General features: G+C 45.1%; 16 protein-coding genes. 15 read left to right on the forward strand and 1 reads right to left on the reverse strand.

The features are described 5' to 3' along the window. The first annotated feature begins 1 nt into the window (after position 1). Genes MTO98_RS08590 through MTO98_RS08620 form a run of 7 tightly spaced genes read left to right on the forward strand, consistent with a single transcriptional unit; the run spans position 2 to position 10,124 of the window. Positions 2-769 carry a rhamnogalacturonan acetylesterase gene (locus MTO98_RS08590; protein ID WP_243486238.1) on the forward strand — a complete coding sequence of 256 codons (768 nt, stop codon included), beginning with the start codon at positions 2-4 and terminating at the stop codon, positions 767-769. A gap of 13 nt (positions 770-782) precedes the next feature. Then, the gene (locus MTO98_RS08595) at positions 783-1,592 is read left to right on the forward strand and encodes a rhamnogalacturonan acetylesterase (protein ID WP_243486239.1); all 810 of its coding nucleotides are present in this window, start codon (positions 783-785) and stop codon (positions 1,590-1,592) included. A gap of 16 nt (positions 1,593-1,608) precedes the next feature. After that, on the forward strand, positions 1,609-2,682 hold the full coding sequence (locus MTO98_RS08600) for a glycoside hydrolase family protein (protein ID WP_243486240.1): 1,074 nt from the start codon (positions 1,609-1,611) through the stop codon (positions 2,680-2,682). A 10-nt stretch (positions 2,683-2,692) separates the two neighbouring features. Then, positions 2,693-4,834, forward strand: a complete 2,142-nt coding sequence (locus MTO98_RS08605) for a hypothetical protein (protein ID WP_243486241.1) — start codon at positions 2,693-2,695, stop codon at positions 4,832-4,834. A gap of 45 nt (positions 4,835-4,879) precedes the next feature. Then, the gene (locus tag MTO98_RS08610) at positions 4,880-6,025 is read left to right on the forward strand and encodes a glycoside hydrolase family 88 protein (RefSeq protein WP_243486242.1); all 1,146 of its coding nucleotides are present in this window, start codon (positions 4,880-4,882) and stop codon (positions 6,023-6,025) included. Next, complete coding sequence (locus tag MTO98_RS08615) at positions 6,025-8,496, forward strand: glycoside hydrolase family 31 protein (protein ID WP_243486243.1); 2,472 nt, start codon at positions 6,025-6,027, stop codon at positions 8,494-8,496. The genes MTO98_RS08610 and MTO98_RS08615 overlap by 1 nt, the downstream gene beginning before the upstream one ends. Before the next feature lie 20 nt (positions 8,497-8,516). Beyond that, entirely contained in the window at positions 8,517-10,124 is a 1,608-nt protein-coding gene (locus MTO98_RS08620; RefSeq protein ID WP_243486244.1) for an arylsulfatase, read from the forward strand. Positions 10,125-10,176: 52 nt separating this feature from the next. On the opposite strand, the gene MTO98_RS08625 is transcribed toward MTO98_RS08620, so the two are convergent. Beyond that, entirely contained in the window at positions 10,177-10,515 is a 339-nt protein-coding gene (locus tag MTO98_RS08625) for a hypothetical protein (RefSeq protein ID WP_243486245.1), read from the reverse strand. Between the two features lie 543 nt (positions 10,516-11,058). On the opposite strand from MTO98_RS08625, the gene MTO98_RS08630 reads away from it, so the two are divergent. The 8 genes from MTO98_RS08630 (at position 11,059) to MTO98_RS08665 (ending at position 24,707) form a co-directional block, all read left to right on the forward strand. Further along, complete coding sequence (locus tag MTO98_RS08630) at positions 11,059-12,714, forward strand: glycoside hydrolase family 28 protein (RefSeq protein ID WP_243486246.1); 1,656 nt, start codon at positions 11,059-11,061, stop codon at positions 12,712-12,714. After that, positions 12,714-13,706: a pectinesterase family protein gene (locus tag MTO98_RS08635; protein WP_243486247.1), complete on the forward strand. Its 993-nt coding sequence runs from the start codon at positions 12,714-12,716 to the stop codon at positions 13,704-13,706. Before MTO98_RS08630 ends, MTO98_RS08635 begins: the two co-directional genes overlap by 1 nt. 5 nt (positions 13,707-13,711) lie before the next feature. Next, a complete protein-coding gene (locus MTO98_RS08640) occupies positions 13,712-15,613 on the forward strand; it encodes a glycoside hydrolase family 88 protein (protein WP_243486248.1) in 1,902 nt (633 codons plus the stop codon). A 25-nt stretch (positions 15,614-15,638) separates the two neighbouring features. Then, positions 15,639-17,132 carry a tagaturonate reductase gene (locus tag MTO98_RS08645; protein ID WP_243486249.1) on the forward strand — a complete coding sequence of 498 codons (1,494 nt, stop codon included), beginning with the start codon at positions 15,639-15,641 and terminating at the stop codon, positions 17,130-17,132. A gap of 12 nt (positions 17,133-17,144) precedes the next feature. Next, entirely contained in the window at positions 17,145-18,797 is a 1,653-nt protein-coding gene (locus MTO98_RS08650; RefSeq protein ID WP_243486250.1) for a UxaA family hydrolase, read from the forward strand. Positions 18,798-18,970: 173 nt separating this feature from the next. Next, positions 18,971-19,984, forward strand: a complete 1,014-nt coding sequence (locus MTO98_RS08655; protein ID WP_243486251.1) for a zinc-binding alcohol dehydrogenase family protein — start codon at positions 18,971-18,973, stop codon at positions 19,982-19,984. 206 nt (positions 19,985-20,190) lie between these two features. Beyond that, complete coding sequence (locus MTO98_RS08660) at positions 20,191-21,738, forward strand: glycosyl hydrolase family 65 protein (protein ID WP_243486252.1); 1,548 nt, start codon at positions 20,191-20,193, stop codon at positions 21,736-21,738. 221 nt (positions 21,739-21,959) lie between these two features. After that, on the forward strand, positions 21,960-24,707 hold the full coding sequence (locus MTO98_RS08665) for a hypothetical protein (RefSeq protein WP_243486253.1): 2,748 nt from the start codon (positions 21,960-21,962) through the stop codon (positions 24,705-24,707). Positions 24,708-24,711: the final 4 nt, after the last annotated feature.

Below are 24,711 nucleotides of genomic sequence, written 5' to 3' on the forward strand. Positions count from 1 at the left end.
TATGAAAGGATTAAAACCGGTTTTAGCTTTATTAATAATAGCCTTTGCAGGCCAGGCTTTTATCAATCAGCAAAAGCCAACCATTTATCTGATAGGTGATTCAACTACGCATAATAACGATAAGGAAACATGGGGCTGGGGAAGCATTATCCCCTACTATTTTGACCTCTCAAAAACCAATATTGAAAACCATGCCATGGCCGGTCGCAGCACCCGCACATTTATAAAGGAAGGCAGGTGGAACAAGGTTGATTCGCTTTTAAAGCCGGGAGATTACGTGATGATGGTATTTGGTCATAATGAAGGCAGTAAACCTGATACCACCAAAGCGGGGTATCGTGGGGTATTAAAAGGTACCAGTAATGAAACTGTGGAGCTTACCTGGCCTAACGGCACTAAAGAAACGGTACATACTTATGGCTGGTATTTCCGCAAATTTATCAGGGATACCAAAGCTAAAGGAGCAACACCTATCGTACTATCTATGATTCCCCGGAATGAATTTCGTGATGCTAAAGTTATCCGTGCCAATGATGATTACGGCAAATGGGCGCAGGAAATAGCGCTGCAGGAAGGCGTTATCTTTATCGATATGAACCGTATAACGGCCGATAAATATGATAAATGGGGGGCTGATTCGGTTAAAAAGTTTTTCCCCGGAGATCATACCCATACCAATAAAATGGGGGCTACAGTGAACGCCGAATCGGTAGTTGACGGCATTAAAGCTGATCCTGCAAATCCCCTAAATAAATATCTTAAAAACTAAATTTTAGGTTGCTATGAAAAAAATGATGCGTACACATGCAGGTTTAGGCTTACTGTTGATGCTGGTTATACTGTTATCTTCTTTTATGCTGATGAAACCGGCAGATAAACCAACTTTTTACCTGATAGGCGATTCGACTGTAAAAAATGGCAAAGGTAAGGGCGACGGCGGTTTATGGGGATGGGGGAATTATATAGCACCATATTTTGATACCACAAAAGTCGCGGTTGAAAATGACGCGCTTGGTGGTACCAGCAGCCGCACCTTCCAAACCATGGGTTTGTGGGATAAGGTGTTGGTGAAAATCAAACCCGGCGATTTTGTGATCATGCAGTTTGGGCATAACGACGCCGGTGCGCTGGATGATACGGCCCGTGCCCGGGGAACTATCAAAGGCATCGGCGATGAGCAGCAGGAAATATACAACCCGATACGGAAAATAAAAGAGGTGGTACATACCTACGGTTGGTATATGCGCAAGTTTGTTGCTGATATTAAGGCGAAAGGCGCAACTCCGATCATCTGTTCGCCAATACCCCGTAATACCTGGAAAGATGGCAAATCTGCAGGACGAAACAATGAAAACAATTACGGGCAATGGGCCCGCGAGATCAGCGAGCAAACCGGAGCCTTTTTTATCGACTTAAACAAACTGATTGCCGACGACTACGACCAGGAGGGCGAGGCAAAGGTAAAATCAACCTATTTCGGCACTGATGCCACACATACGCTTGAGCCGGGTGCACAGCTAAATGCCAAATTTGTTATCCATGGCATCAGGTCATATAATCAACTGGGGCTCAATAAATATCTAAAGCAATAGTTCAATAAATGTTCAAATGATGAAAAGAAGGGATTTTATTGAACGGTTAAGTATGGTTTCGGCGATGGCCTTATTGCCTGGTTTGGCTTTTGGTAGCACAGATGATCATGTTTCTGCTTTTGCCAAAAAACTTAAGCCTATTGGTCGTGCGCTGGAAATGGAGGGCTATTACGTATGGTGTAACAGCCCGATAGAGGGGCCAGATGGCCGGATCCACGTATTTTTTTCAAGATGGGTGGCTTCAAAAAAAATGGGCGGATGGATCAATGGATCCGAAATATGCCATGCTGTGGCCGATACGCCCGAAAGCGAGTTTAAGTTTCTGGGAACTATTCTTGCTCCGCGCGGTCCCGGTTATTGGGATGCTACTACCTGCCATAATCCATCCATAAAAAAGGTGGATGGTAAATACTGTCTGTTCTTTATGGGCAATTCCAACGGTAAAACCAATACCAAACGGATAGGCTTGGCTACGGCCGATTCTTTGGATGGCCCCTGGGCCCGCCCAGATGCCCCGTTGCTTTTACCGGGCGCCGAAGGGGCATGGGATGATCATTGCACTACCAACCCCGCATTTATTAAACATCCCAACGGGCAATACTGGCTGTTTTATAAATCATGGAATACCAAAGAGTATGAAACCTCAACCGACCCATTGGTAAAGGGTAACCGTAAATACGGGTTAGCCATTTCCGATAAACTGGAGGGGCCTTATATCAAATATGACGGCAACCCAGTGATAGATTTTTCGGGGCGGGGAAACAACACTCAACTGGAAGATGCTTTTGTTTGGTTGGATAAAGGCCGTTTTAAAATGCTGGCGCGGGATATGGGCGTATTTAATCACCAGTATGGTTTGTACATGGAATCAAAAACCGGTAAAAAATGGAGCGAACCGGAGATAGGTTATTTTAACGCCGAATATTATCATATTGATCAACCGCCGCCTCCCAAATACCTGAACAAATACGGCCGGTTTGAAAGGCCCCAACTCTTATTTCAAAATGGGAAAGCAACCTATATGTTCACTACCTCGCAGGGTGGTAAGTACATGACGGCATCACCATTTATATTTAAAATAGAATCATAGCGCCGTCGACATGAAAAAAATACTGCCTGTATATTTTGCATTTTTTACTGTTGTTTGGCCGGTTGTACTAAGGGCGCAAAATAAAATAGACCGTAAGGCTTTGGTGCAAAGACATAATGTAATCAATAACGGCACCGATACGCTTTCTTCCCTGTCTGTTGGTAATGGTCGTTTTGCTTTTACGGTTGATGCTACGGGCTTGCAAACCTTTCCTGAGCACTATGATAAAGGCATTCCGCTGGGTACACAGTCTGAATGGGGCTGGCACAGCTTTAAAGATACAGCAGGCTATAAGTTTGATGAAACATTAAAAACCTATAGGCTCAATGGCCGTGATGTAAGCTACTCGGTGCAATGGAACCAGCCTGGGCGTAACCGGAATGCTGCTAACTGGTTCCGGGAAAATGTACATCGCCTGCAATTAGGTAATCTTGGTTTTTTGTTATTACATAAAGATGGGAGCGAGGCTCAAATAAGTGATCTCCAAAATATCCGGCAGGAACTTAATTTGTGGACAGGAGCTATTACCAGCTCGTTCACTTTTGATGGTGAGCAGGTAATAGTCCAAACCTATGCGCACCAGGGTAAGGACCTGATAGGGGTGAAAGTACAGTCGCCGTTGTTAGCTCAGGGCAGGCTTAAAGTACGGTTGCGTTTCCCTTTTCCCACGAATCAATTTGCCGATTATGGCGATAACTGGAAAGATCCGCAAAAGCATTATTCGGCTGTTGTTAGTTCCGGCACCGGCCAGGCTACCATTATTCATCGTTTAGATACCAATCAGTATTTTGTACGCCTTGCCTGGAACGGCGCTGCATCCGTTAAGAATACAGCTGCTCATCAGTTTGTGTTATCCCCGCAAGGTAAAACTGGTGAACTGACATTTATCTGTTTGTTTGCGCCGCAGAAAACCACAGCGCCTTTGCCCGGTTTTGTCCAAACACAAACAAACAGCATACAGCAATGGAAAGCGTTCTGGCAAAGCGGCGGCGCGGTTGATTTTAGCGGCAGTACCGATCCCCGGGCAAAAGAACTGGAACGCAGGGTGGTGCTGTCCCAATACCTTACCAAAATTCAATGTTCAGGCCACCAGCCCCCGCAGGAAACAGGTTTAACTTATAATAGCTGGTACGGTAAACCGCACCTGGAAATGCACTGGTGGCATGGGATCCATTTTGCGTTATGGGGCCGGGAGCAACTGCTCGAAAACAGTTTGGGTTGGTACCAACATGTAAAAGCCAATGCAAGGGCTATTGCTAAAAGACAAGGATATGACGGTGTCCGCTGGCAAAAAATGACCGACCCGGATGGTAACGAAAGTCCATCGTCGGTAGGGGCATTCCTGATCTGGCAGCAACCGCACTTTATTTATTTTGCCGAACTGGATTATCGTGCCCATCCAAATAAACAAACCCTGGATAAGTATAAAAACCTCGTACTGGCCGACGCGGATTTTATGGCCTCATTCCCAACTTATGATAAGGAGCGTGACCGCTATAACTTAGGTAAGGGTATTATCCTGGCACAGGAACGTTATAAACCCGAAGAAACATATAATCCAACTTACGAGCTGCAATACTGGCGCTGGGCTTTAAATACCGCTCAGCAATGGCGTAAACGCCTGGGCTTGCGGCCGGATAATAAATATGCCATCATCCTTAAAAAACTGGCTGCCTTACCTCAAAAAGATGGCGTTTATCTCGCTGCGGAAAGTTCGCCCGATGCGTATACCAATCCTAAATTAAAAACGGATCATCCGGCGGTATTAGCGGCTTATGGTATGCTGCCCTACAATGCTCAACTGGATACCGCGGTAATGAAGAAAACCTTTAACCTGGTTTGGGACGTATGGGATTGGAAGGATACCTGGGGCTGGGATTTCCCGATGACCGCCATGACCGCAGCCCGTTTAAATATGCCAGAAAAAGCCATCGATGCTTTATTTATGCCAATAAAAACCAACACTTACTTGGCCAATGGCCATAACTACCAGGACGGGCGATTGCGGATGTACCTGCCGGGCAATGGTGGTTTACTGGCCGCTGTAGCTATGATGTGTGCCGGCTGGGATGGCTCGACCATTACTAATCCGGGTTTTCCTAAAAATGGAAAATGGAAAGTAAGGTGGGAGGGGCTTAAAAAGATGCCATAATAATGAGTATATATTTTGTGAACCCGATCTGATAAAAATCTACATATGAATCAATTATTTATAAGGATAAAAACGGTCTTGTGCGCCGGTGTCATCATGGCAGTGGCGGGCAGTGTTAATGCGCAACAACCGGTAAAAAGTAAGGTATTGGCCGATATGGCCCTCGCCAACAATTATTTTATGCAGAAATGGCCTGATCCGGGCGCTTCTGTTACCGTAAAGGGCACAACCCGTACCAGTAATTTATGGACAAGGGCTGTTTATTACGAAGGACTGATGGCAATGTACAAGATCGACCCTCAAAAAAAGTACTATGACTACGCGGTTGACTGGAGCGAGAAACACCAATGGGCTCCCCGTGGCGCTGTTGATACCCGCAATGCGGATAACCAATGCTGCGGACAAACCTATATCGATCTTTATCTCATAGATAAAAAGCCCGAGCGCATTGAAAAAATAAAGCAAAGTATCGACCTGATGGTGAACAGCGAGAAAAAGGATGACTGGAATTGGATAGACGCGCTGCAAATGGCCATGCCTGTTTATGCAAGGCTTGGCGAAATATACAATGACAATAGGTATTATGAAAAGATGTTCGACATTTACAACTACTCTAAAACTGTTCACGGCGGCAAAGGGTTGTATAATACTGCAGATCATCTTTGGTGGCGCGATAAAGATTTTGTCCCTCCTTACAAGGAGCCCAACGGAGCAGATTGTTACTGGTCGCGCGGTAATGGTTGGGTAGTGGCCGCTATGCTGCGTGTATTGGAAGTTATGCCTAAAAACGCGCCTCACCGCAATGAGTATTTATCGGTATATAAAGAAATGATTGAGGCACTGGTGCCTTTACAGCGTGAGGATGGCTATTGGAACGTGAGCCTGAAAGATTCGACTAATTTCGGCGGGAAGGAACTTTCGGGTACGGCCTTATTTACTTACGGCATGGCCTGGGGTATTAATCATGGCATCCTGAAAAAGAAAACCTATTTACCCATCATTATCAAAGCATGGAATGCCATGTCAACAGAGTGCCTGCACCCGGATGGTATGCTCGGCTTTGTACAGGGAACTGGCAAAGAGCCTAAAGATGGTCAGCCTGTTGGTTATAACAATGTACCCGATTTTGAAGATTATGGTTTGGGCTGTTTCCTGCTGGCCGGGAGCGAAGTTTATAAACTGAGTAAGTAATGAAGAAGGTATCCCTGTTTTTGGCCTTTGTTTTATTAGTTGTGGTGAATGCCTTCGCCCAAACGGGTATTGGCAGCAATAAGTCCGGCTATAAAAAACAAGGCAATACATTGTATTTTAACAATGCCAATGGCGATGTTAAAATTGAATTTTGTTCGCCTTCCATGTTCCGTGTAAGGGCAAGCTGGAGCCGTAAATTTGCACCTGATGAACATTTAATGCAGGAAAATTATAAATGGCCTGCTGTTGATTATAAGGTAACTGACGCACAGTCGGCATATATTATTCAAACTTCTGCATTGATCATTACGGTACTTAAATCTCCCTTTATTATCAACGTGGCCGATAGTAAAGGTGTAATGTTATCATCAGAATATGTACCGAACAGCAAGCGAAACGGCGGCTTGCATCATATGGGTGATACGGTAATGTGCACAAAAGACTTGTTACCCAATGAGCATTTCTTTGGTTTTGGCGAACGTATGGATTTTACCGACCAGCGCAGTAAGCTGGTAAAACTCAATGTAGGCAGGGGGAAAAGCAAAAATAATTTGCTTGGCGCTTATAACATCAACGAGGCCAATTATTGCCCGGTGCCATTTTTTATGAGCACCAAGGGATACGGCATCTACCTGCATAATTCATCTGCTACCGAATGGGATATGGGCAGCAAAACCGATGATGAATACAGCTTTAAAGCAAATGATGGCGAACTGGATTACTACTTTATTTATGGGCCGACATTTCCGGCTATTTTAAACAGTTATTTAACCATTACAGGCAAATCGCCATTGCTGCCACGGTTTGCTTTTGGCTTGCATATGGGTACTTATAGCGGCGGTACCTGGGGGCATGAGGAACTTACCTCGGATAAATATGTAATTGAACTGGCCCGTAAAATGCGTGAAATGGGGATCCCTGTTGATATTCTCTTCCTTGATTCTACCTGGCGGCTGTTTGGTAAAAATGGGGGCAAAGGAGCTACCACCTTTGAATGGCGCGAAACATTTAAGGACCCCAAAGCCATGTTTGACAGCTTGTATGCCATGAACTTTAAAATGGTGGGGCTGCATATCCGCCCAAGGTTTGATAATGCCAAAAACCTGAACCTGCTTGACCAGGCACAGGCCAAAGGTTTTACGTACCCGGAAAACGGAAAACCGGGCGAGTTTGTAAACTTCTTTGATCAGCAGGCTGCAAACTGGTGGTGGGATAATGGCGTTATGAAAGTTGCCTCCATTGGTGCCAAATTCCTGAAAACGGACGAGGGCAGTGCATTTGGTTCATTGGCCAATGAAAGTGAAAAGGTTGGGCCTACAGGTAAGGAAATAACCCAGCTGCATAATGTATTCCCCATTGCTTATGCTAAAGCGCCATATTTAAAGTTCCAGGAATATAATGGCATTCGCGGTCTAAATCAAACCCGTGAGGGTTATTCCGGTATTCAGCGGTATCCGTTCATTTTTGCCGGCGACTGGCCAAGCGAATGGCAGTACTTTGCACCTGTTATAAAAGCCGGGTTAAATATCGGTTTGTCGGGTGTTGGTTATTGGGCGCATTGCATGGGGGGCTTTGAGCATGCTGCCGATCCGGAATTATACATGCGCTGGGTACAGTTTGGAATGTTTAGCCCGGTGGCTATGGTATTTGGTATGGATCACCCAGGCTATAAAGAACCCTGGAACTATGGGGCCGAGGCTTTAGCCAACTTTAAAAAATATGACGACCTCCGTTACAGATTGATCCCCTACATTTATAGCAACGCATATACGCAATATCAAACTGGCATGCCGCTTATGCGCACTTTAGTACTGGAATACCAGGATGATCCTAATACCTACAATATAGCCGACCAATACCTGTTTGGCGATAACATGATGGTTTGCCCGGTAACCATAAAAGGCGCACAAACACGTACTATTTATTTACCAAAGGGAGTTTGGTTTGATTACTGGACAGGTGAAAAATATGCCGGGAAGCAGTACATACATATCCTAACCCCGGCCGATCATTTGCCCATTTTTGTAAAAGCAGGCAGTATCATCCCGATGCAGCCTGCCATGAAATATATGGATGAAAAACCGGTAGCTGTGATCACGCTGGATGTGTTTCCGGGACAGGCATCTGAGTTCAAACTGTATGAAGACGATGGTGTCAGCTTAAAATACCAAAAGGGCGATAAGGCGATCACTCAAATAGCAATCGCAGAAGCCGCCGGTGGATGGGAATTGCAGATCAAAAAGCCTGTGGGTAGCTTTATTCCGGCGCGGCATACCTATCTGGCAAAAATACATTGGCCTCATGATCAGGAACCATCTTTGATCACCGAAAACAATGCAACATTGAAGGCGCTTGATAATGCTGATGCATTAGCTAAAACGGCAGGCTGGTATTATGATAAAACAACTCATTTGCTTTGGATAAAAACATCGCATAGCAATCATGAGGATATTACGCTTAGTGTTAAATAGATCACGTTTATAACTTTCCTATGAAAAAGTTACTCAGTATAATTTTTGTTTTTTCTGCAGTAAGTAATCCAATATTTGCTCAGCATAAGGCTGCCGCTAAGCGGCCAAATATCATTATTATCCTGGCCGATGATATGGGTTATTCAGATATTGGCTGTTTTGGATCCGAAACCCAAACGCCAAACATCGACGCTATGGCCAAAGGCGGTTTGCGCATGACGCAGTTTTACAATGCATCACGCTGCTGCCCAACCCGGGCATCATTGCTCACCGGCCTTTATCAGCACCAGGCCGGCGTTGGCGATATGGTAAATCATAGGGATGTGCCGGCTTACCAGGGCTACCTGAACCAAAATTGCGTAACCATAGCCGAGGCGCTTAAGCAAGATGGCTATAATACGCTGATGGCTGGCAAATGGCATGTTGGCACAGATCCCTCGCACTGGCCGGTGAAACGCGGGTTTGATCATTATTTTGGTTTGATAGATGGTGCAAGCAGTTATTTTACTCCAACAATGCCTTATCGCCCTAACCAGAAACTTACCATTGCTTTAGATGATAAGGAGTATACACCAGGGCCAAACTGGTATTCAACCAACGCCTATGCCGATTATGCCATTAAGTTTATTGAAGGTAATAAAAGTACCAACAAGCCATTCTTTTTGTATATGGCATTTACCAGTCCCCACTGGCCAATCCAGGCGCTGCCCGAAGATATTGCCAAATACAAAGGCAAGTACCTGGCAGGATGGGATAAACTCAGGCAGCAACGGTTGGAACGCCAAAAACAGTTAGGGATCATCAGCAAAGATGAAAAACTCTCGCCCAGGGATAAGAGCGTGCCTGAATGGGATAGCCTCAGCCCGGAAGAAAAAGAACAGTTTGATACCAAGATGGCCGTATACGCCGCCATGGTCGACCGGATGGATCAGAATATAGGCCGGATCAGGAAAAAGCTTCAGGAGTTAGGTGAGGATAAAAATACAGTGATCATGTTTCTGTCAGATAATGGTGCCAGTAATGAAACCATTGCGGGGCCAGGCTTTACTCCCGAAGTATTGGCTGCAAACGGGAAGCCTGCAAGCGATCCAACATCTTTTACATCATACGGGTCATTAGGGGCTAATGTAAGTGATACTCCCTTTCGTTTATTTAAGCACTGGGAATATGAGGGAGGTACCGCCACGCCTTTTATAGCTTATTACCCGGATGTTATCAAACCGGGTGCTATCGTCAGTAAGCCTGCCCATATTATTGACCTGATGGCAACCTGCCTTGATCTGGCCGGGGCAACTTATCCCAAAGTTTATCATGGCAATAGCATTCCGCCAACGGAAGGTATAAGCCTTGTTCCGGTATTTAAGGGGCAAAGCTGGAAAGGACATAACGGATTGTTTTTTGAGCACGAAGGTAACCGTGCTGTAAGGCAAGGCGACTGGAAACTGGTATCGCAACGCCCCGAAAGTAAATGGGAGCTTTACAATATCAGCACCGACCGCTCCGAATTAAATGACCTGAGCGCCCAATACCCTCAAAAAGTAGCCGAACTCGAAGCAATGTACAGCGCCTGGGCGACGCGGGCCGGTGTAGTTGACTTTGATAAATTACCAAAATCCAAAGGCGAGTAGTAGTTTAAGAAAGTATATAAGTTTGAGGATGAACCTTAGCTGTTGAACGGGCTCAATTCCACAAAGTTCCATCTAACCCTAATACAATACCTAACCATAGTGCAATGATGAATAGAATAAGGCTCAGCAGTTGAAATAATACTTTGTTCCAACTTCTCATACGGCGAAGTTGATCCATGAAATAGTAAATCCCTCCGCCTGCAGCACCTGCTAACGGGGTTATAATGAGCGGTCTGATCATCCATAGTTTTCCCCAGGCCGGATTTGGCTCGTTAACCTGGAAAAGAAACACGCTGATCAGGATCAACCCGATCCCCCATCCTAACAACATGTTTTTGCCTAAGGAAATGGGAGCTATTGGCGGTACAATTGAATTGCTTATTGTTTTCATATTCATTATTGGATAAGTGAAGAGTTATTTTCTGAAGTAAAGTTAAATAAAAGTACTTTGTATTTCAAAGTAATTATAAAAATAATTTGACAAGATGAAATCGGGGCATCAATAATTAGGCAAATCGCTTTTAAAACAAACAGGCGATACGGGGCACCTATGGAGCCGGTTGCGAAACGTAATATGTTGCTATAAACACGATACTCCTAACGGAGTTATGAGATTCAGGGGGGCCACCCCGGGGGGATAGCGTGTTTATAGGGAAAATTAAACGAGTTTCAAGGCTCCGTAGGAGCCTCGTGTTCCAAAAGCGATTTCCCTGCTTCAATAGTGATGTTTTATGAAGGGTAGTCCTCGCGATTAAACGGAAACCTGTTACTTCTTCCAGTCTGCTCAAAATTTACGCAAACGTTTCTGGGAACGTTTGCGCGGTTTTAGTTGGGCAAATCCTTTTTTTTATTGCTGTCAGCCTTTAATCTTGTTTAGGATTTAAGGGTCCTTCACCAATTATAAGGCGATAAATAGCTGTTTTAAAATAAAAACATGTCGGTAATAAAAACAAGGTTTGGAGTAGCGGTTCTGCTTTTGGCGGGTTGTTTTACATCGCGGGCGCAGGTTCGGCAGTATTCCTGGCAGCATTTGCCGCAGGTAAGCAAGCCCTCATTTAAAAAAGATACAATTAACATTTTAAAATACGGTGCTAAAGCCGATGGAATTACATTAAACACTACAAGTATTAATAAAGCGATAGCTGCTTGCAGTGCCAAAGGTGGAGGGGTAGTGCTTATTCCACAGGGATTGTGGTTAACTGGCCCGCTGGTGATGAAAAGCAATGTGAACCTGCATGTGAGCCGTGCAGCGTTGCTTCAGTTTACCGATGATAAAAGCCAGTATAAACTGGTTGAAGGCAATTATGAAGGCCATGCTGCGGTGCGTAACCAATCGCCAATATCAGGTACCGATCTTACCAATATAGCTATTACCGGCGAAGGGATCATAGATGGCCATGGCGAGGTTTGGCGGGCGATAAGCAAAGAAAGGCTTACCGAAGCCGAATGGACAAAACTGGTAGCATCGGGCGGTGTAGTGAGCGAAAACGGTAAGTCCTGGTACCCATCTGAAAGTTATGTCAGCGGACTAAAAACTCCGGGAGCAGGTGTGATAGGCAATGGCAAAACCCTCAGGGATAATGAACCCTTTAAAGATTTTTTCCGGCCAAACATGTTCGTGCTTACCAACTGTAAAAAAGTATTGCTGCAGGGTGTTACGCTGCAAAATTCGCCTGCCTGGGATATCCATACTTTATTATGCGAAGACCTTACGGTACAGAATGCAAGGGTTAGAAACCCCTGGAATGCGCAGAATGGTGATGGCATTGATGTAGAATCGTGCCGGAATGTTTTGATTGAAGGCAGCACTTTTGATGCCGGCGATGATGGCATCTGCATTAAATCGGGCAGGGACGAAGAAGGGCGTAAACGCGGCAAGCCAACCGAAAATGTTGTAGTACGTAATAACGTGGTTTACCGTGCCCATGGTGGTTTTGTGATAGGCAGCGAAATGTCAGGCGGAGCGCGTAATATTTTCGTGTCTAACTGTACGTTTATTGGAACTGATATCGGTCTGCGTTTTAAAACCACGCGCGGCAGGGGCGGGGTGGTTGAAAATATTTTTATCAAGGATATTGCCATGAAGGATATTCTTCATGAGGCCATCCTGTTTGATATGTACTATGGCGGCAAATCGCCCGGCGAAGATGATAATGTAAACGACCAGGCTGTTGTGCCCGTGACCGAAGCTACACCTTCATTCCGAAAATTCTATGTTGATAATGTGGTATGTAATGGTGCCGAAAAGGCGCTCATGATCAGGGGACTGCCCGAGATGGGGATCAAAGATATCCACATCGAAAACAGCACTTTCAAAACCGTTAAAGGCGCAGACGTTATAGAGGCGCAGGATGTTTTCTTAAAGAACATTCACCTCGAAAGCAAAGAAACCAGTCCGCTTATTAACGTTCAAAACAGTAGCAGCATTACGTTTGATCATATTACCTATGGCGATACGCAGCTGTTGTTTAAGATCAGCGGTAAAAAATCGCAGCAAATAAAATTACTGAATACAGATGCCTCAAAGGCGAAAAATAAAGTTGAGTTTGGTTCGGGTGCGGCAGAAAATTCATTAACCGGTTTAAAATAATGAAGAAGGTCGCGTTGTTGATATGGATCGTTTTTGTACCGGCACTACTGCTGGCGCAGGCGGTTGTATACCCAAAGCGCTTTACCGTGGCCCAGGATGGTAGCGGCGATTTTAAAACTATTCAGCAGGCTGTAAATGCCGTTCGCGATCTGTCGCAGCAAATGGTTAGTATTTACATAAAAGCCGGTGTTTACCAGGAAAAACTGGTGATCCCTTCCTGGAAATGTAATATCGAGCTGATTGGAGAGGACTCAAACAAAACCATTATAACCAACAGCGATTTTTCGGGCAAACCGAACCCTCAGGGAAAAGATACCTTTGGGAAAACTGAGTTTACAACCTATACTTCCTACACCATTTTGGTACAGGGGAATGATTTTACCGCGAGGAATTTAACTATAGCAAACACAGCCGGGCCGGTAGGGCAGGCAGTAGCTTTGCATGTTGAGGGCGACAGGTGCGCCGTGATTAATTGCCGTTTGCTGGGCAACCAGGATACGCTGTATGCCGGCACCGAAAACAGCCGCCAGTTTTATAAAGACTGCTACATTGAAGGTACTACCGATTTTATTTTCGGCGAAGCAACTTCAGTGTTCCAAAGCTGTGTGATTAAGAGCTTGAAAAATTCCTTTATAACGGCCCCGGCAACTACACCGCGGCAACAGTTTGGCTTTGTTTTTTTGGATTGTAAACTGATACCCGCAGATACTTCTGTTAAAAAAGTTTTCCTTGGCAGGCCATGGCGACCATATGCCAGGTCAGTTTTTATCAATACCACAATGGATAAGCACATTTATGCCATTGGATGGGACAACTGGCGTAATCCCGAAAACGAAAAGACCGCCTTTTTTGCCGAATATAAAAGCAAGGGTACAGATATGAGTAAACGTGTGCCATGGTCGCACCAGCTAACTGAAGCCGAAGTGAAGAAATATACTTTGAATAACATCTTTGCCGGGAATGACCACTGGGATGTAACGCAGATAAAATGAGTTGTATGAAGAAAATATTATTGTTGAGTGTATTCCTGTTTGCGGGTTGGGGGCTTAAAGCGCAAACGCTGCCCTGGTCGCAGCGGATGGCCAATACCGCTATTCATATCTGGAAGGATTCGTTGCCGGGCACTAACTGGTCGTACGATCAGGGGATTGTTTTGCAGGGCTTGCAAAGCGTTTGGCAGCAATCGGCCAAAAACGAATATTTTGGTTATATCCAAAAATCGATGGACAGGTACGTAGGCACAGATGGAAGCATTCGCACTTACAAAGCCAAAGATTATACGCTGGATAATATCCTTTCAGGGCGAAGTCTGTTATTTCTGAACCAGGTGTTAGGTGCCGGAAAATATTATAAAGCGGCTTCCTTACTGCGCAAACAATTAGACGAACAACCCAAAACGCCTGAAGGCGGTTTCTGGCATAAAAAAAGATATGCTAATCAAATGTGGCTGGATGGCCTGTACATGGCCGAGCCATTTTATGCCGAATATGCTTCCGTTTACCATGAAGATGCAGATTTTGACCAGATAGCTGATCAGTTTATCTGGATGGAGCAACATGCACGCGATAGCAAAACAGGTTTGCTGTACCATGCCTGGGATCAAAGGAAAAAGGAACGCTGGGCTAATCCTCAAACTGGTCTGTCGGCAAGTTTATGGGCCCGTGCCGATGGCTGGTATGCTATGGCATTGGTTGATGTGTTGCCATATTTTCCAGTTAGTCATCCTAAACGTGCGGCGTTAATGGCCATTTTGAACCGCCTGGCTGTGGCGATACAAGGCAGTCAGGATTCGGGTTCGGGTTTGTGGTACCAGGTACTTGATAAGGGCGGCAAGAATGGTAACTATCTGGAAGCATCGGCATCGTGCATGTTTGTTTATACGCTGGCTAAAGGTGTAAGGGAAGGCTATTTGTCTCAAAAATATTTGCCGGTAGCGCAAAAAGCTTACGACGCCATCCTCAAAAATTTCATCGAAACGGATGCTGACGGACAGGTAAACATTAAAGGCACCGCAGGTGCGGTAGGTGTTGGCGGCGAACCATATCGCGACGGCAGTTACGAGTACTACACCGGTGTAAAAACTGTCGTTAACGAAACCAAAGGTGTTGGTTCATTTATGCTGGCCAGTGTGGAGATGGAGCGTTTAGCCAATCTCAATTTAGGCAAAGGCAAAACTGTACTTTTAGACAGCTATTTCAATAATGAGTTCCATAAAGATGTTACTGGTAAAAATATCCCGTTCCATTACAAATGGGAGGAGCAGGATAATAATGGTTTTTCGTTTTTTGGACAGATCTTTAACAATTACGGTCTGCACACCAAAACTTTAAATGAAGCGCCGGATACAGAGAACCTCAAAAAGGCAGCAGCCTATGTTATTGTTGACCCCGATATCCCGAAGGAAAACCCAGATGCAAAATATATTGAGGAGCCGCATATCAATGCCATCAGTAATTGGGTAAAAGATGGCGGTGTACTGGTTGTATTAAACAATGACACCGGCAATGCCGAGTTTGTGCACTTGAACAAACTGATGGCGAAATTTGGCATCAGCTTCAACCTAAATAGTGTTAACCGGGTGGTAGGGCGTAACTTTGAGCAAGGTGCAATTAATATCCCAAAAGATAATGCCATCTTTAAAACGGCCCGAAAAATTTACATCAAAGAGTTGAGCACCCTGCAGCTAACCAATCCGACGGTTGCGCAATTAGTTAACGGCAAGGATGTCATTGTAGCTACTGCCAAATATGGTAAAGGCACCGTGTTTGCCGTTGGTGATCCCTGGTTTTATAACGAATATACAGACGGTCGCAAGCTGCCTCCTGATTATGATAATTTTAAAGCAGCTAACGATCTAGTAAGCTGGCTGGTTAAGCAAATTCCTCAAACAAAAAAATAGTAACCTATTACAATTTAGAAAGAGCATGATATTATCAAGATATAACCTCAACAAAACAACTGTACCGGCAACTGAATTGCCTCCTGTGAATGTATTTGACTTGCCTGAGAAGGTGCTTCAGTTTGGCACGGGCGTATTGTTGCGTGGCCTGCCCGATTATTTCATCGATAAAGCTAATCGCAGCGGGATCTTCAACGGCAGGGTAGCTGTTGTTAAATCTACTGACAAAGGTTCAACTACTGATTTTGATATGCAGGATGGTTTGTATACCATTTATTCAAAAGGAATTGAAGATGGCATGGAAGTTAATGAGCAGGTGATCTGTTCAGCAATCAGTCGCGTACTTTCGGCATCAAGCGAGTGGGAAGATATTTTGGAGATAGCCAGGAACAAGGATTTACAGGTCGTGATCTCTAATACAACCGAAGTCGGCATTCAATTGGTAAAGGAGGATGTACGCAAACACCCGCCGGCGTCGTTCCCCGGCAAATTGCTGGCTATTTTATATGAGCGTTACAGGGCCTTTAACGGCAGACCAGATACCGGACTGGTGATCATCCCAACCGAACTGATCATTGATAACGGTAAAAAACTGGAATCCATTGTATTGGAACTTGCCCATCTGAATAAACTGGAGCCAGCCTTTATGGATTGGCTGGAAAGCAGCAATAGCTTCTGCAATTCATTGGTGGACAGGATTGTGCCCGGCAGACCAGATCAGCAAATGAGCGACGCCATGGAAACTGAACGTGGTTATACTGATAACCTCAGTATCATGTCCGAAACTTATAGTCTCTGGGCTATCCAGGGCGATGAAAAAATAGCCGAAGTATTATCTTTTGCCCAGGCAGATAAGGGCGTGGTGATTACCCCTGATATTGAACTGTTCAGAGAGTTGAAACTCCGCTTGCTTAATGGTACGCATACATTGAGCTGTGCTGTAGCCTACTTATCAGGCTTTAAAACGGTTAAGGAAGCCATGGATGATGTACATTTTACAAAGTTCATTACGCAGTTGATGTTCACCGAGATCATGCCATCTATTCCTTACCAAATTGATGAAGATGTAGCCCGCGATTTTGGCAATAAGGTGCTCGACAGGTTCCGCAACCCAAACATCAGGCATGAGTGGTTAAGTATTTCGGTACAGTACGCTACTAAAATTAAAATGCGTGTTATTCCGTTATTATTAAACTACTATAAACAAAACAATAAGGCACCGCAGATGATGGCCCTTGGTTTTGCAGCTTTTATTCGCTTTATGCAGATCACGGAAACAGCTGAAGGCAAGTATGTCGGAACAGCCCATTCAGATAGCTATGCGATAACCGATGACCAGGCAGCGACTTTAGGCAAAGCGTGGAGCGGGGCTGATGCTGAAACTGCGATAGTTGCTATTCTCAAAAACAAAAACCTTTGGGATTCGGATTTGACAACTTTACCCGGCTTTACCGAGGCAGTAACACGTCAGTTTAAGCTGATTAACGAACAGGGAGAATTAGCGATAAGCGCAATTTAAACAGAACGAGCAATGAAACAGAATATATTAAAAGTACACCCCGCCGATAACGTGCTTGTAGCATTGACTGATTTACAGGCTAATGAGCAGGTTACTTATAAAGGTGACACTTATACAGTAAAGGAACTGATCCCGGCCAAACATAAATTCGCTATCGTAGATATTCCTGAAGGCGGCGAGATCATCATGTACGGCGTATTGGTGGGTAAGGCCCAGAGCCCGATAGCGGTTGGAGGTTTACTAAGTACTACCAATGTAAAACATGCGGCTAACAGCTTTTTAACAGGCCAAAGCCATACCGATTGGCACAAGCCTGATATCAGCAAATGGGAAGGTAAAACATTCAACGGTTATCACCGTGAAGATGGTAGCGTGGGCACCGCAAACTATTGGTTGGTTGTACCGATGGTGTTTTGCGAAAACCGCAATATTGAAGTATTGCAGGAAGCATTGGTTAAACCTTTGGGCTATGGCCGCAAAAAAACATACGAGATCAAGGCACAGGAACTGATTGGCAAAATAAAGGCAGGTGCGCAGATAGATGAGGTTTTATATACCGAAATAGGCAGCGATACCGCTCAAAGTGCAGGTAACAAAGTTTTCCCTAATGTTGATGGCATTAAGTTTTTAACCCATACAGGTGGCTGCGGCGGTACTCGCCAGGATTCAACTGCGCTTTGTGGTTTGCTGGCCGGGTATATTACGCACCCTAACGTAGCGGGGGCAACAGTTTTAAGCTTAGGCTGCCAGAATGCCGAAGTGAAAACCTTGCAGGAAGAGATCAATAAACGCTCGCCTCAATTTAACAAACCTTTGTATATTTTAGATCAACAGAAAACAGGTAAAGAAGCTGATTTGATGGAACAGGGCATCAGGCAAACGCTGGCAGGTTTAATGCAGGCTAACCAATACACCCGTAAACCGGCCCCTTTAAGCAAACTGACTATTGGGTTAGAATGTGGCGGCTCTGACGGCTTTTCTGGTATTTCAGCAAACCCGGCTATCGGTTACACTTCCGATCTGCTGGTGGCAATGGGTGGTTCGGTTATTTTAGCCGAGTTTCCGGAGCTATGTGGCGTAGAGCAAAACCTGATAGACCGTTGTGTAGACAAATCTAAAGCAGATCGCTTTGCCGATCTCGTGCGCACTTATAGTCAACGTGCTGAGGAAGCCGGTTCAGGCTTTTACATGAACCCATCGCCGGGGAATATTAAGGATGGATTGATCACTGATGCTATCAAATCTGCCGGTGCTGCCAAAAAAGGCGGTACCTCGCCGGTGGCGGACGTGCTGGATTACCCTGAAAGAGTGACAAAGCCAGGCCTTAACTTGCTATGCACGCCAGGTAATGATGTGGAATCGACCACTGCCGAAGTTGGCTCGGGCGCGAATATTGTTCTGTTTACCACTGGTTTAGGAACGCCTACCGGCAACCCGATAGCCCCCGTTGTAAAAATTGCCACCAACACCGCGTTATTTAACCGCATGAGCGATATTATCGATATTAATACCGGTACTATTGTTGAAGGCGATGAAACCATTGAACAGGCCGGCGAACGCATCCTGGACTACGTGGTAAAAGTTGCAAGCGGAGAGATCGAAGTCCACGCTGTGCGCCACGGCCAGGATGATTTTATACCGTGGAAAAGAGGGGTTTCGCTTTAATATTGTTCTCGTGTTCGTTCTTTTTACCCCGTGTTCGTGTCCTCACGAACACCCGCAGACAGGTATAAGGGATGCATAGAACGAAAAGGATGAACATTAATAGTGAATTGTAAAAAGACACCCTGTTTCCGTGAGGACACGGAAACGGGAGAGAAAAACATGACGAAAAACTAATGAAAATACTAACCTGCACCACACCCGGTCAACTGGAATACGGCACTGCCGAAACTCCGCAATTAAAACCGGGTTATTCGCTGCTTAAAATAAAACGCATAGGCATTTGCGGTACCGATCTGCATGCCTTTGAAGGTACGCAGCCCTTTTTTAGCTATCCAAGAATTTTAGGCCATGAGCTTGCAGCCGAACTGGTTGAAGCCGGCGATGCCGAAAGTTTTCAAAAAGGAGAAGCTGTTACTTTTATCCCGTATTTCAATTGCGGGCATTGTATCGCCTGTCGTTCGGGCAAACCAAATTGCTGTGTAAATATCCAGGTTTGCGGTGTGCATACTGATGGCGGCATGGCCGAATACCTGCAGGTGCCATCACATTTACTGGTTCACGGTGAGGGATTAAGTTTTGACGAACTGGCATTGGTTGAGCCTTTGGCTATCGGTGCCCACGGCGTGCGGCGAGCCGACGTAAAGCCGGGCGAATTTGTGCTGGTCATCGGCGCGGGACCTATTGGCTTAGGTATTATGGAATTTGCCCACATTGCCGGAGCAAAGGTCATTGCTGCTGACGTAAACGAACAGCGTCTTAATTTTTGCCGGGAAAACCTGAAGGTTGATCACACCATCAACGTAAAAAATGAAGATGTAACTGAACGTTTGAAAGAGATCACCAACGGTGATATGCCAACTGTGATCATCGATGCTACCGGTAACCAAAGGGCCATCAATGGTGCGTTTTTGTATCTGGCCCATGGCGGCAGGTATGTGTTGGTTGGCTTGCAGCGGGATGAGATCATTGTAAGTCACCCCGAATTTCATAAACGCGAATCTACCTTGATGAGCAGCCGTAACGCTACCCGTGAGGATTTTGAGCATGTGATCGGGTCTATGAAAAGCGGACTGGTAAACCCGCAAACGTATATCACCCACCGGGTAACTTTTGACGAAGTAAAAGATCAGTTTGAGAGCTGGCTTAACCCGGCTAACGGAGTTATTAAAGCTATTGTGGAGGTATAAGAAGCTGTTTAATGACTGTAGAGACGCATAATTGCGTCTCTACAGTCATTAACATATAAAAGCCGTCATTGCGAGGTACGAAGCAATCCCCAATAGGCAGAGGGGCTATGTAAGTCCGCCCTGTAGAGTAGGGGATTGCTTCGTACCTCGCAATGACGGGCGGGATATAGCAGTTTTATTTAATCGTTTTTAACAGCTTCTAAGAGATGATAAAAAGGGCATTTTTGATCGGCTTATTTTTTTGTGCAGCAGGCAATGCTTTTGCTCAGCAAAAGCACGTTTTGGGTTTTGAAAAGCTGAAAACATATGTAAACAGCTTTAACAAAGCCGATACCGAAACGGTTAAAAACTACATCACGAATGACCATGCTTACGACTGGCTTGCCAAAAATATCCCTTTGTTTGAGTGCCCGGATTCGGCCATTCAAAAGATCTATTATTACCGCTGGTGGACGTTCAGGAAACATTTGAAACAAACACCCGATGGCTTTATTTTTACCGAATTTATTACTCCCGTTAGTTTCACCGGCGTTTACAATAGTTCAAGTAGTGCCCTCGGACACCAGGTATATGAAGGGCGCTGGTTGCACGATCCGCAATATATTAACCAGTATATTAATTTTTGGCTTTACGTTGATCCAAAACAAAAGAAGCCGCACCTGCATGCTTTCAGCAGCTGGATTGATGACGCGGTGTATAACTACTACCTTGTAAACCTTAATAAAAAATTTGTTGAACAGGCGCTGCCCTTGCTCAACACCGACTATCGTGTATGGGAAACGGAAAAGCAACTACCTTCCAAATTGTTTTGGCAGTTTGATGTACGCGACGCCATGGAGGAAAGTATCAGCGGGGGGCGTAAAGTCAAAAACATCCGGCCTACCATTAACAGCTACATGTATAGCAATGCGGTGGCGCTATCAAAAATGGCGGCCTTAACCGGCAATGATTCGCTGAAAACAAAATACACACAAAAAGCTATCGACCTGAAAAAACTGGTGCAGGATAGCCTTTGGAGCGATAGCGCCTCCTTTTTTGAAGTGCGTAAACCCGACGGCAATTTTGCCGGTGCCCGCGAGGAGTTAGGCTTTATCCCCTGGTATTTCAACCTGCCCGATGATAAACCGGCATACGCCAAACAATGGGATCAGCTAACCGACACTAAAGGTTTCAATGCGCCATGGGGCATTACCACAGCCGAGCGCAGACACCCGCTGTTCCGTACCCATGGTACCGGGCATGGCTGCGAGTGGGACGGCGCGGTATGGCCTTTTGCTACCACCCAAACCTTGAAGGGATTGGCCAACCTGCTTACTGCTTATCAAAATAAAGGCACCATGACGCCGGGTGTTTTTTATAATGAATTGCATAAATATGCCCTTTCGCATATCAAACGCGGGCAGCCTTATTTAGGTGAATACCAGGATGAAAAAACTGGCTACTGGCTTAAAGGCGATAATCCGAGGAGCAGCTACTACAACCATTCCGGTTTTTGTGATTTGGTCATCAGCGATCTTGTTGGCCTGAAACCGCGTGAAGATAATATACTCGAAATCTTCCCACTGATCCCTCAAAACCAATGGAAATGGTTTGCACTGGATAATGTGCTTTATCACGGGCACACGATCAGCGTGGTTTGGGATAAAACCGGCACAAAATACCACAAAGGCAACGGCTTTATCATTTATGCCGACGGTAAGGTAATTTCCCGGAGCATACAGCTAAAACATGTACTGGTAAAACTTCCGGCTTAATCCTGACTCATTTTCTCTCTTTTATTAGCTTGGTGGCTTTAATGATGATAATATCGTATAGTAGATAGAGAAAATATCAGATGAAATTGCAGCAGCGTACTGATATTTTTGAATACTATACAACCAATTAAGTTTACAACCAAAGGTATCGTTTGAGATACTAAAGCCTTCGTTTAAATCAAAGAAACGGGCTTTGGTAAGCCTGTTTAATACGAATGAAAATGAAGATATCTAATCGTTTCCTGTTGCTGTTATTTACGCTGATCTTTTGTTTTTATTCAAACTTACACGCTCAAAACCAATCAAAAAAAATTACCATTGTTACCTTGCCTCAGCATCACGCGAGGATAAGTTATGGTGTACAAAAGTTAACGCTGGCCCTGCAACACGCCGGGTATTCAGTTACCGAACAACCTTACAAAGGCGTAATGCCTTCAGGTAATGCCATAGTTGTTGGTTTACTTGCGGATGCCCCGGTTAAGAAACTGACTGGCGCTGCAAATAATCGCCCGGGAAAAGAAGGTTTTATCATTAGTGATAACGGCCTCAAAAATAGACTGCTGATAGCAGGTGCCGATAATTCCGGCGCATTATACGGCTGCCTTGAACTGGCGGACAGGATCAGTCTGAACAAAAGCCTGCCCATAAACATTAACCTGCACGACCAGCCCGAAATGGTTTTGCGGGGTACATGTATCGGTGTACAGAAGCCCGCCTTGCTGCCCGGTCGCGGTACTTATGAATATCCTTATACGCCGCAAAATTTCCCCTGGTTTTATGATAAAGCTTTATGGATCCGTTATTTGGATTCGCTGGCCCATAACCGAATGAACTCATTGTATTTGTGGAATGGTCACCCTTTTGCATCATTGGTAAGGGTTAAAGAATATCCTTACGCTGTGGAGGTTGATGATGCCACCTTTAAGAAAAACGAAGAGATTTACAGTTTTTTGGCTGATGAAGCCGATAAACGCGGCATCTGGCTTATCCAGGGATTTTACAACATCATCGTATCCAAACCATTCGCCGAAAAAAAAAGCCTGAAAACGCAGGACAGGAACCGGCACATCGTACCCATCATTGCCGATTATACCCGTAAATCTATCGCTGCTTTTGTGCAAAAATACCCTAACGTAGGTTTATTGGTTACGCTTGGAGAGGCCATGGAGGGTGTTGGCCAGGATGATGTCGACTGGTTTACCCAAACGATAATTCCGGGGGTAAAGGATGGCTTGAAAGCTTTAGGCCGTACAGATGAACCGCCGATCGTGCTTCGCGCGCATGATACCGACGCACCCAATGTGATGAAATACGCCAAACAACTTTATTCAAATCTATATACCGAAGCAAAATACAACGGCGAAGCGCTAACCACCTACGAGCCGCATGGCCCCTGGGCCGATCTGCACCGTACGCTGAGCAGCATTGGCACTGTACAGATTGAGAATGTGCATATCATGGCCAACCTGGAGCCTTTCCGTTATGGCTCGGCCGATTTTATCCAGAAATGCGTACAGGCTATGCATTCCATTTATGGGGCAAACGCGTTGCATTTATACCCGCAGGCGTCTTATTGGGATTGGCCTTACACCGCTGATAACATAGGCGGAAAGCGCTTGTTACAGTTGGACAGGGATTGGATCTGGTACAAAGCCTGGTCGCGCTATGCGTGGAATAGTAAGCGTGACAGGGCTGGTGAAATCCGTTACTGGGCAAAGCAACTGGCCGATAAATATGGATGCGATCAGGCTAATGGCGAGGCAATCTTAAAAGCTTATGAGCAATCGGGCAATATTTCGCCCGAGCTATTGCGCCGTTTCGGGATCACCGATGGTAACCGCCAAACCATGACTTTGGGCATGTTGATGAGCCAATTGGTTAATCCCGAAAAATACGGTCTGTTTTCTTTGTTGTATAATTCGGAAGGGCCCGTTGGTGAAATGATGAGTGAGTATGCCGAAAAGGAGTGGAAGCATCAACCGCACACCGGCGAAACACCGGTTAAGGTTATCGACAGTGTGATAATACAAGGGAAAAAGGCGGTTGAGGCTATCGATAAAGCTTCTACGCGAGTAAGTAAAAATAAAGCGGAGTTTGACCGTTTAAAAAATGATATGTATTGCTATAACGCTATGGCTAATAGCTATGCTTACAAGGCAAAGGCAGGTTTGTGGGTACTGCGTTATAAATATTCGGATAATGTTGCTGATCTGGAAAAGGCTTTGCCCGAGTTGCAAATCAGTCTGGGGTATTATAAACAACTGGTGAAGTTAACCGAAAATACTTACCTGTATGCCAACAGCATGCAGACCAAGCAACGGAAAATTCCGGTTGGTGGCAATGACGCCAAAATGAAAACCTGGGTCGAGCTTTTGCCTGTTTATCAAAAGGAACTGGACAATTTTAAACGGAATATCGATTCGCTGAAATCGCCTCAAGCGCAGCAAAAACAAAAAGAGGTTACGGTTTTGAAGGATGCGCCAGTAAGTCTCAATGCATATAATTATCAATTACAAACCGGAGAGCAGGTGTACACGGATACTGTCGCCGTTATAAAAAATATAGCCAAAGAATTGGCAGGTTTAAAAGGGATCAAGCTATCTAAGGCAGATCAGCAAAAGAACGGAACAACCATCAACTTTAAAAATGATAAGCCGGTAAAAGTGCTGGTCGGTTTTTTCAATAGCAAGCTGCCACAATACCTGCCCGAGCCGCAACTGGAAACAGATGCCAGTGCCAATGATTATGGCCAGGCCGATATTAAGATTGCCAATGCTATTCAAATTGATGGCTTGCCGCCCGTAAATATCCATACGTACACTTTTAAAGCCGGGTCAAATACCCTTACATTAGGTAAAGGCGCAGCACTGGTTTTGGGTATCGTTGATGCAGATGCCAATGTGCCGGTTTACGATGCGGGCCTAAGTAATGAAGGTAATATCAAAGATTTACGCTGGCTTTTTAATTGAAACC

The organism is Mucilaginibacter sp. SMC90, assembly GCF_022811725.1.
In the GTDB taxonomy this organism is placed as follows: domain Bacteria; phylum Bacteroidota; class Bacteroidia; order Sphingobacteriales; family Sphingobacteriaceae; genus Mucilaginibacter.

Bases quoted from the DNA above. Each gene is read 5' to 3' on its own strand.
- MTO98_RS08590 (WP_243486238.1), top strand. From the start codon at position 2: ATGAAAGGATTAAAACCGGTTTTAGCTTTATTAATAATAGCCTTTGCA.
- MTO98_RS08595 (WP_243486239.1), top strand. From the start codon at position 783: ATGAAAAAAATGATGCGTACACATGCAGGTTTAGGCTTACTGTTGATG.
- MTO98_RS08600 (WP_243486240.1), top strand. From the start codon at position 1,609: ATGATGAAAAGAAGGGATTTTATTGAACGGTTAAGTATGGTTTCGGCG.
- MTO98_RS08605 (WP_243486241.1), top strand. From the start codon at position 2,693: ATGAAAAAAATACTGCCTGTATATTTTGCATTTTTTACTGTTGTTTGG.
- MTO98_RS08610 (WP_243486242.1), top strand. From the start codon at position 4,880: ATGAATCAATTATTTATAAGGATAAAAACGGTCTTGTGCGCCGGTGTC.
- MTO98_RS08615 (WP_243486243.1), top strand. From the start codon at position 6,025: ATGAAGAAGGTATCCCTGTTTTTGGCCTTTGTTTTATTAGTTGTGGTG.
- MTO98_RS08620 (WP_243486244.1), top strand. From the start codon at position 8,517: ATGAAAAAGTTACTCAGTATAATTTTTGTTTTTTCTGCAGTAAGTAAT.
- MTO98_RS08625 (WP_243486245.1), bottom strand. From the start codon at position 10,515: ATGAAAACAATAAGCAATTCAATTGTACCGCCAATAGCTCCCATTTCC.
- MTO98_RS08630 (WP_243486246.1), top strand. From the start codon at position 11,059: ATGTCGGTAATAAAAACAAGGTTTGGAGTAGCGGTTCTGCTTTTGGCG.
- MTO98_RS08635 (WP_243486247.1), top strand. From the start codon at position 12,714: ATGAAGAAGGTCGCGTTGTTGATATGGATCGTTTTTGTACCGGCACTA.
- MTO98_RS08640 (WP_243486248.1), top strand. From the start codon at position 13,712: ATGAAGAAAATATTATTGTTGAGTGTATTCCTGTTTGCGGGTTGGGGG.
- MTO98_RS08645 (WP_243486249.1), top strand. From the start codon at position 15,639: ATGATATTATCAAGATATAACCTCAACAAAACAACTGTACCGGCAACT.
- MTO98_RS08650 (WP_243486250.1), top strand. From the start codon at position 17,145: ATGAAACAGAATATATTAAAAGTACACCCCGCCGATAACGTGCTTGTA.
- MTO98_RS08655 (WP_243486251.1), top strand. From the start codon at position 18,971: ATGAAAATACTAACCTGCACCACACCCGGTCAACTGGAATACGGCACT.
- MTO98_RS08660 (WP_243486252.1), top strand. From the start codon at position 20,191: ATGATAAAAAGGGCATTTTTGATCGGCTTATTTTTTTGTGCAGCAGGC.
- MTO98_RS08665 (WP_243486253.1), top strand. From the start codon at position 21,960: ATGAAGATATCTAATCGTTTCCTGTTGCTGTTATTTACGCTGATCTTT.